The sequence below is a fragment of the Microcoleus sp. BM001215392 genome (assembly GCF_036700185.1).
GTDB lineage: Bacteria > Cyanobacteriota > Cyanobacteriia > Cyanobacteriales > Microcoleaceae > Microcoleus.
The window spans coordinates 21,238-28,142 of sequence record NZ_JAUBOJ010000047.1 but is presented as its reverse complement, the minus strand read 5'-3'; the positions used below and the strand labels follow the sequence as shown (position 1 = coordinate 28,142).

The 6,905-nt window shown below is 46.6% G+C and carries 5 protein-coding genes and 1 pseudogene; 4 read left to right on the top strand and 2 right to left on the bottom strand.

Features of this window, described 5'->3' with window-relative positions; translation table 11 throughout:
* On the top strand, window positions 1-1,709 hold a 1,709-nt coding region (gene ligA / locus QT974_RS08055), incomplete at its 5' end, for an NAD-dependent DNA ligase LigA (RefSeq protein WP_333467993.1).
* A gap of 282 nt (window positions 1,710-1,991) precedes the next feature.
* Entirely contained in the window at window positions 1,992-2,504 is a 513-nt protein-coding gene (locus tag QT974_RS08050) for a hypothetical protein (RefSeq protein ID WP_333467992.1), read from the top strand.
* Window positions 2,505-2,745: 241 nt separating this feature from the next.
* On the opposite strand, the gene QT974_RS08045 is transcribed toward QT974_RS08050, so the two are convergent.
* Window positions 2,746-2,895, bottom strand: a complete 150-nt coding sequence (locus tag QT974_RS08045; protein WP_333467991.1) for a hypothetical protein — start codon at window positions 2,893-2,895, stop codon at window positions 2,746-2,748.
* A 361-nt stretch (window positions 2,896-3,256) separates the two neighbouring features.
* Window positions 3,257-3,623: pseudogene (locus tag QT974_RS34750) on the bottom strand (two-partner secretion domain-containing protein); the annotation flags it as partial.
* 833 nt (window positions 3,624-4,456) lie between these two features.
* On the opposite strand from QT974_RS34750, the gene QT974_RS08035 reads away from it, so the two are divergent.
* The gene (locus QT974_RS08035; RefSeq protein WP_333467990.1) at window positions 4,457-5,266 is read left to right on the top strand and encodes a PEP-CTERM sorting domain-containing protein; all 810 of its coding nucleotides are present in this window, start codon (window positions 4,457-4,459) and stop codon (window positions 5,264-5,266) included.
* A gap of 126 nt (window positions 5,267-5,392) precedes the next feature.
* Window positions 5,393-6,850 (top strand): F0F1 ATP synthase subunit beta, encoded by a 1,458-nt coding sequence (atpD, locus tag QT974_RS08030; protein WP_333467989.1) that lies wholly within the window; start codon window positions 5,393-5,395, stop codon window positions 6,848-6,850.
* The last annotated feature ends 55 nt before the right edge of the window (window positions 6,851-6,905 follow it).

Here is a 6,905-nt window from a genome sequence, read left to right as displayed (position 1 = left end):
CGGGGGGGCAGGGGGGGGTTTCCTATGTTTGCGAGTTAAAAATAGACGGTTCTGCTTTAGCTTTAACCTATGAAAATGGGGTTTTAGTGCGCGGTGCAACGCGGGGAGATGGGATTGCGGGAGAAGATATTACTCAAAATGTTAAGACTATTCGCTCGATTCCTCTGAAGTTGAATTTAGAGAATCCGCCGCCTGTGGTGGAAGTGCGGGGAGAGGCTTTTTTGTCTTTGGCTGTGTTTGAGGAAATTAATCGCGAACGCGAAAAAGCGGGGGAACAATTGTTTGCTAATCCTCGCAATGCTGCGGCGGGTACGCTGCGACAGTTGGATTCTAAAATTGTGGATAAGCGGCACTTGGATTTGTTTGCTTATACTCTGCATTTAGATGAAGCTAATGAGGAGAAAACACAGTGGGAATCGTTGGAATTATTGCGAAGAATGGGGTTTAAGGTGAATCCCAATCGCAAAATTTGCTATTCGTTGGATGAGGTACGGGAGTATTACGAATATTGGGATACTGAACGGCGTAATTTGCCTTATATGACTGATGGGGTTGTTGTTAAGATTAATGCGGTTGGACTGCAAAAACAATTGGGTTTTACTCAGAGATTTCCGCGTTGGGCGATCGCACTTAAGTATCCGGCTGCCGAAGTCCCTACAATTGTAGAAGCAATAACTGTACAAGTCGGGAGAACCGGGGCTCTGACTCCTGTGGCGGAACTCAAACCGGTGCAGTTGGCTGGAACGACGGTTTCGCGGGCTTCTCTCCACAATAGCGATCGACTTTCCGAGCTAAATCTACACATCGGCGATACTGTCATTGTCAGAAAAGCTGGAGAGATTATACCAGAAGTTGTGCGAGTTTTGCCGGAACTTCGCCCGCAAAATGCTCAAATTTTCCAAATGCCTAGCTGCTGTCCCGAATGCGCCCAGCCTGTGGTTCGGGAAAAAGGGGAGGCCGTGACTCGCTGCATCAACACGTCTTGTCCGGCGATTTTGAGGGGTTCGCTGATTCATTTTTGCAGCCGGGATGCTCTGGATATTAACGGTGTTGGGGAAAAGTTGGTGCAGCAGATGGTTGATAGCAATCTGGTGCATTCGGCGGCGGATTTGTTTGATTTGACTGCTGACAGGTTGATGTGTTTGGAACGCATGGGTAATAAGTTAGCAGAAAAGTTGGTAAGCGCGATCGCCCAATCGAAAAATCAACCTTATGCGCGGGTACTTTACGGCTTGGGCATCCGCCATGTCGGCAGTGTCAACGCTCAATTGCTAACAGAAAGGTTTACCAATGTGGAAGAGTTAGCAGCGGTATCAGCCGCAGCAATTGAGGGAGTTTACGGCATTGGCCCAGAAATTGCACAAGCTGTTTATCAATGGTTTCGAGTTCCGGCAAATCAAAGTTTAATTGCACGGTTGCAAGCTGCGGGATTGCAATTGCAGTCAGAAGTTAAAACTGTGAATCCAGCCGCACAAAATTCACAAATTGCCGGAAAAATTTTTGTACTTACGGGAACTTTACCCACTCTTAAACGAGATGAAGCTAAGGATTTGATTGTCAAAGCTGGAGGTAAAGTTACAGGTTCTGTAAGCGCTAAAACTGATTATGTGGTTGTGGGTGAAGATGCGGGTTCTAAGTTAGAAAAGGCTCAATCTTTGGGGATTAACATACTTTCGGAGGCTGAGTTATTGGAACTTTTGGCAAGTTGAAAAGTGCTGATTTTTTGGAAAATGCGGCGCTCTGCAAGGTTCGATCGTTCGGACTTCATTCCTCTGATTTTGATAAAGACTGAAGTCCGAGCGATCGAACCTGTTGTGCTGTAGGTGTAAAAAAGCCGTAGCTTGCGGGGCGGAACGCCATCGCAAATTGTGCAATACCTCAAAAGGCAGAGAAATTGCGTTAGTGAAGCTTGCAGCTATTGGATCGCACTTCGTCAATATACATACTTCCCTCGCCGGAGTACCCGAATTGGTTGTCGGGACAGGCTAGTTTTGCTAGAATTTGATAGGGTTTGCAGTTGTGTGCGATCGCAACTGCTAGCCCAACCAAATCCTAGCAATCAGAGGAGATACGTGATGTCGGAAATCCCAGAACAAACACAAACAAATTTGTCGGCTCCAGAAACAAGTTCCGAAAGCTCTATTTCTTGGACGGAAAACGTAAAAAGTAGCTTGGGAAACATCCTGAGCAGTTGGAAGGTGAAAGCAGGATTGGGAGTTAGTGTACTGTTGGGAGTGTTGGTGTTGTCGTTTTTCTGGCAGCACATGATTGCAGTTGTAGGTATGAAGAGTTGGGCGAGTCGATCGGGCGCTAGAGCGATCGAATGTATGGTAAGAGATACTAATGACGACCAGTATGTAAGTTGCAGTGCTCTCCTCGACCAGCAAATTGTCCCTCTCGAATGCAGTTCTAGTTTGTTAAACATCGGTTGTCGCGTCAATTATGGAACTGCGGCACCTAATTTGAAACAGCTTGGGCCCAGAGCTGCTGCTGGTTTGAGATAATTTTTGACTCCAAGAAGGCCACCAGAGTCGCCGTCAGACAAAAAGTTTGGACGTTTGTTTGTTCAAGCCCCCAGATTGTTCTGTGGGGTTGTATCTAATATCTAAAACTCAATTGATTTTATACATAAAAAACGGTTCGATGGCTCGGAATTCAAGTCCTCGGAAAAGTCTGCGGAATGAAGTCCGAACCATCGAGCTTAGAATGCTGGATTTTAGGTAACGCAATCTAAAAAATGGCAGCTTACCAAGGATTTCTGATGAGTGTGAAACCGCTCCAGTAGTAAGGATGAACAAAATCTTGGTTTGGTTGTTGTATTTGAGTCGGTAAATTTAACTTATCCGTTGTTGTTACTAACTGCCCGTTTTCAATCCGAACTTTAGCAGAAATCATAGCCTGTTATGCGAGTTGCAGGGTTTCTACCTTAGTTGCTGCTCCTCGAAGCTGGTGAATCATCCCAAATCCTCCCTTGGTGTGTTGCGAGTTGAGATGGTCTAAAGTGAAAGTCGAATGAATCGGCGGCCCTCGCTCTCCTCGGGCGTGCGCAATTGTAATTTTGCCACCACCGCAAGGCCGCCAGTTCCCAAACCGCGATAATCTGCACCAATCAGTAGATTTGGGCCGCGGTTGGTACCAGAAACATCGATGTTACCCGCAATAACACTTACTCGATCGCCTAAAATATTTACAGTACCGCCAGTGTTGCCCGAAACGTTGATGCTGCCGCTGGCGATCGAAGTTCCTGCAACTACGCCGTCGCATTAAAAGATCCAGGTACGTTCAAACTCGAATTCGGCCCAAAAATCATCCCAGCCGGATTCATCAAAAATAAATTTGAATTGCCCCCGTCACTTGAATTAAGCGATTAATTAATACCAATTAAAAAAAAGAATACTGTTGCATTCTTGTTCCCCCCCCCCTTGATCAGGGGGGGTCTTCGAGTGTGGCACAATTTTAGAGAAATGGTATAAACAAGGGTTTCCCCCAGTAATTCGTCCTAAAATGTTTTGAATATTGGGATTGGTTAAAAAATTAGCTGTTTGACCTTCCCTCAGTCCAAACTGACGATAGTGGTGGCGAAAAAATGGCGCTGTGCAACGCTTGGGAGTTGAAAGTTCCAGGAATTATAGCATTGTCTGCGAAATCTTTTTGCTACTAAAGTTAGATGCGATTTTATGTAGGAACACGGGATGCCCATGTCCGGCGAGGGGTTATGCAAAGAAAATAAAATTTGTGTAATATTAATAACAATTTTAGCAAGAGTTTTTTCTGCTGGTAATTCGTCAAAAGTGCATCATTGTTTAAAAAACAAAGCGGTTCTACGCAAGCTCCAAACCACTATATAATCAGTTATTTCTCATTCTTAAATTCTTTAATTTCATATCTCAAATGGTTAAACATCACCTGTTATGCTGCTTGATTAGAGTGAAAAAAAGCTCGATCCATCTCTAGCTGGCGATCGCCACCACACTCTCAAAGTCTGGGCGGTAGCTGGCAGCTCGCCCTCAGTAGCAAGTAGCTCAACAACCTAAATCTTCTCAAAAACTTTATATTTATTCGATAATCTTTACAAAAACTTTATAAAACTTGAAAAAAATATTTATGTATTTTTGATGAAAGCTAATATTTGCAAGTCTTGCAGTCAACTAGAGACCGTTACGCACACGAATAAATGTAGTAGGTTGGAAGTCTAATCTGGGTAAATATCTTGCTGTTACAGATTAAAGTGTGGCAGTGTGGTGTCTGTGAAATCTCACAAAACAACAAGCACTCATTTAGTCTCATGACTGACCTAAGTGATATCGGTATGTAGAGTCATTGCTGTAGAGTCTCTTTTGCAGCTTTGACGCTCGTGCTAAATATCGCAGGTTGGCGATCGTCCGTCGTCTATTCCCATCTCGGAAACATCGCATTTTCCGCATTACTAACTAACAATACTGGAGGAATCAGGGTTATGACTACCTTAGCGCTAGTCAAAAAAACATCTTTTACAGTTGCCAGCTTGGCAACGACAATCTTGCTGAGCATTTGCACGCCCGTGCGAGCTTTCATGTTCGGCACCAGCGGCATCCAGTTCGATCGAGATACAAGTATCAATTTTACCTTCGACCAATCTCACGGCAGTTACCAGTCCAGCTTGTTGGTAGCGAAATATCAGGTAGACGATAAGGGTACTAGCTATGGCAACATCTTCCCACCACTGTTTCAGGAGATCAAACCCTCAGATAACGGCGCCGCCGATGAATGGAAAGGAACCTTCGGCAATGCAGTCACCTCAAACAACGGCTCAATCACCCAAACCTTCACATTTTTGCAGGATCAAACTTATGCCCTACTGCTGTGGAGCGACAGTGGCACCGGCAACCAATTCGAGCAGTACGCCTCCTCAAGCACCTTCATGAACAGCCCCGAATGGTTTGCCGCCAACAATCAGTTCCGCAGAGATGACTGTATCTTGACCGGATGTCAGCAAGCTGTATTTGGCGACTTTAAGCTAGACTACAACTCCCCCGAGTCATTTACAAGCATTAACGGCGGTAAAGGCCCAGAGCAATATTCATTACTCACAATGGCCCAACTGGCTCAGGGAACAAAAATCTCCTTCGACGATGCCGGAGGAGGAAATGACAGAGACTTCCAAGACTTCACCGTGTCGGCCGAGTTGGCGCCCGAACCGGTCACAGTGTTCGGGACAATGATGGGGATCGGGGCTTTGGCTGCTGCTCGCGGGAAAAAAAAGCGACATCACCAACCAGAAAAATGACTCTTAAGCATCCCCATACAAATCTAAATAGTGCGTCTGTTCAGTGGTACTCTGAGAAATAGCATTTCTAAATGTTAAGACTTTTTCCACAATGGGAAAAATAGCATCCTAACAAAGGCACTATTCATGGTATCCACCGCAACAAAAACGAACGTAGGCTACATCACCCAAATCATTGGGCCGGTTGTAGACGTAAAATTCCCAGGTGGCAAACTGCCCCAAATCTATAACGCTATTACGATCGCCGGCAAAAACGAAGCAGGTCAAGACATTTCTGTTACCTGCGAAGTTCAGCAACTCCTCGGAGACAGCCAAGTGCGTGCAGTTTCCATGAGTACCACCGACGGCTTAATGCGCGGCATGGAAGTAGTAGATACCGGGGAAGCGATCCAAGTTCCCGTCGGAATCCCGACTCTGGGCCGTATTTTTAACGTCATCGGCGAACCCGTAGACAACCTCGGCCCGGTCAATACTTCCGAAAGTATGCCCATCCACCGCCAGCCGCCAGCTTTCACCGAACTAGAAACCAAGCCTTCGGTGTTTGAAACAGGGATCAAGGTCATCGACCTCCTGGCTCCCTACCGTCGCGGTGGCAAAATCGGTTTGTTCGGCGGCGCAGGCGTCGGCAAAACCGTAATTATGATGGAACTCGTGAACAACATCGCTAAGGCTCACGGCGGCGTGTCCGTGTTTGGCGGTGTGGGCGAGCGCACCCGTGAAGGTAATGACCTTTACAAAGAAATGATCGAGTCTGGGGTTATTGACGAAAAAGACCGCAGCAAGTCGAAAATTGCCCTAGTATACGGTCAAATGAACGAGCCACCTGGTGCTCGGATGCGCGTGGGCCTGTCGGCTCTGGCGATGGCCGAATACTTCCGCGATGTCAGCAAGCAAGACGTGCTTCTGTTCATTGATAACATCTTCCGGTTCGTGCAAGCGGGCTCTGAGGTATCGGCTTTGTTGGGTCGGATGCCTTCGGCTGTGGGATATCAGCCGACTCTCGGTACAGACATGGGCGACTTGCAAGAACGGATTACTTCGACTACCGAAGGTTCGATTACTTCGGTGCAAGCTGTGTACGTACCTGCGGATGACTTCACCGATCCAGCGCCGGCTACGACTTTTGCTCACTTGGACGCTACAACTTTGTTGTCTCGCGGTTTGGCTGCCAAGGGTATTTATCCGGCTGTCGATCCCCTGGAGTCTACCTCCACAATGTTGCAAATTAGCATTGTAGGCGCAGAACACTACGGTGTTGCGCGTCAGGTGCAGTCTATTTTGCAGCGCTACAAGGAATTGCAAGACATTATTGCGATTTTGGGTTTGGACGAGCTGTCAGAAGATGACCGCTTGACCGTTTCTCGCGCTCGCAAAATTGAACGTTTCTTGTCTCAACCGTTCTTTGTGGCGGAAGTGTTCACCGGTTCCCCCGGCAAGTATGTCAAGCTGGCTGATACCATTAAGGGCTTCCAAATGATTTTGGCTGGCGAACTTGATGAGTTACCTGAACAAGCTTTCTATTTGGTTGGCGATATCAGCGAGGCGATCGCCAAAGCTGAAAAAATGAAGGCTGACGCTAAGTAATTTTAGTCAGTTGACAGTTGTCAGTGGGCAGTGGGCAGTGGTTATTGGTTATTGG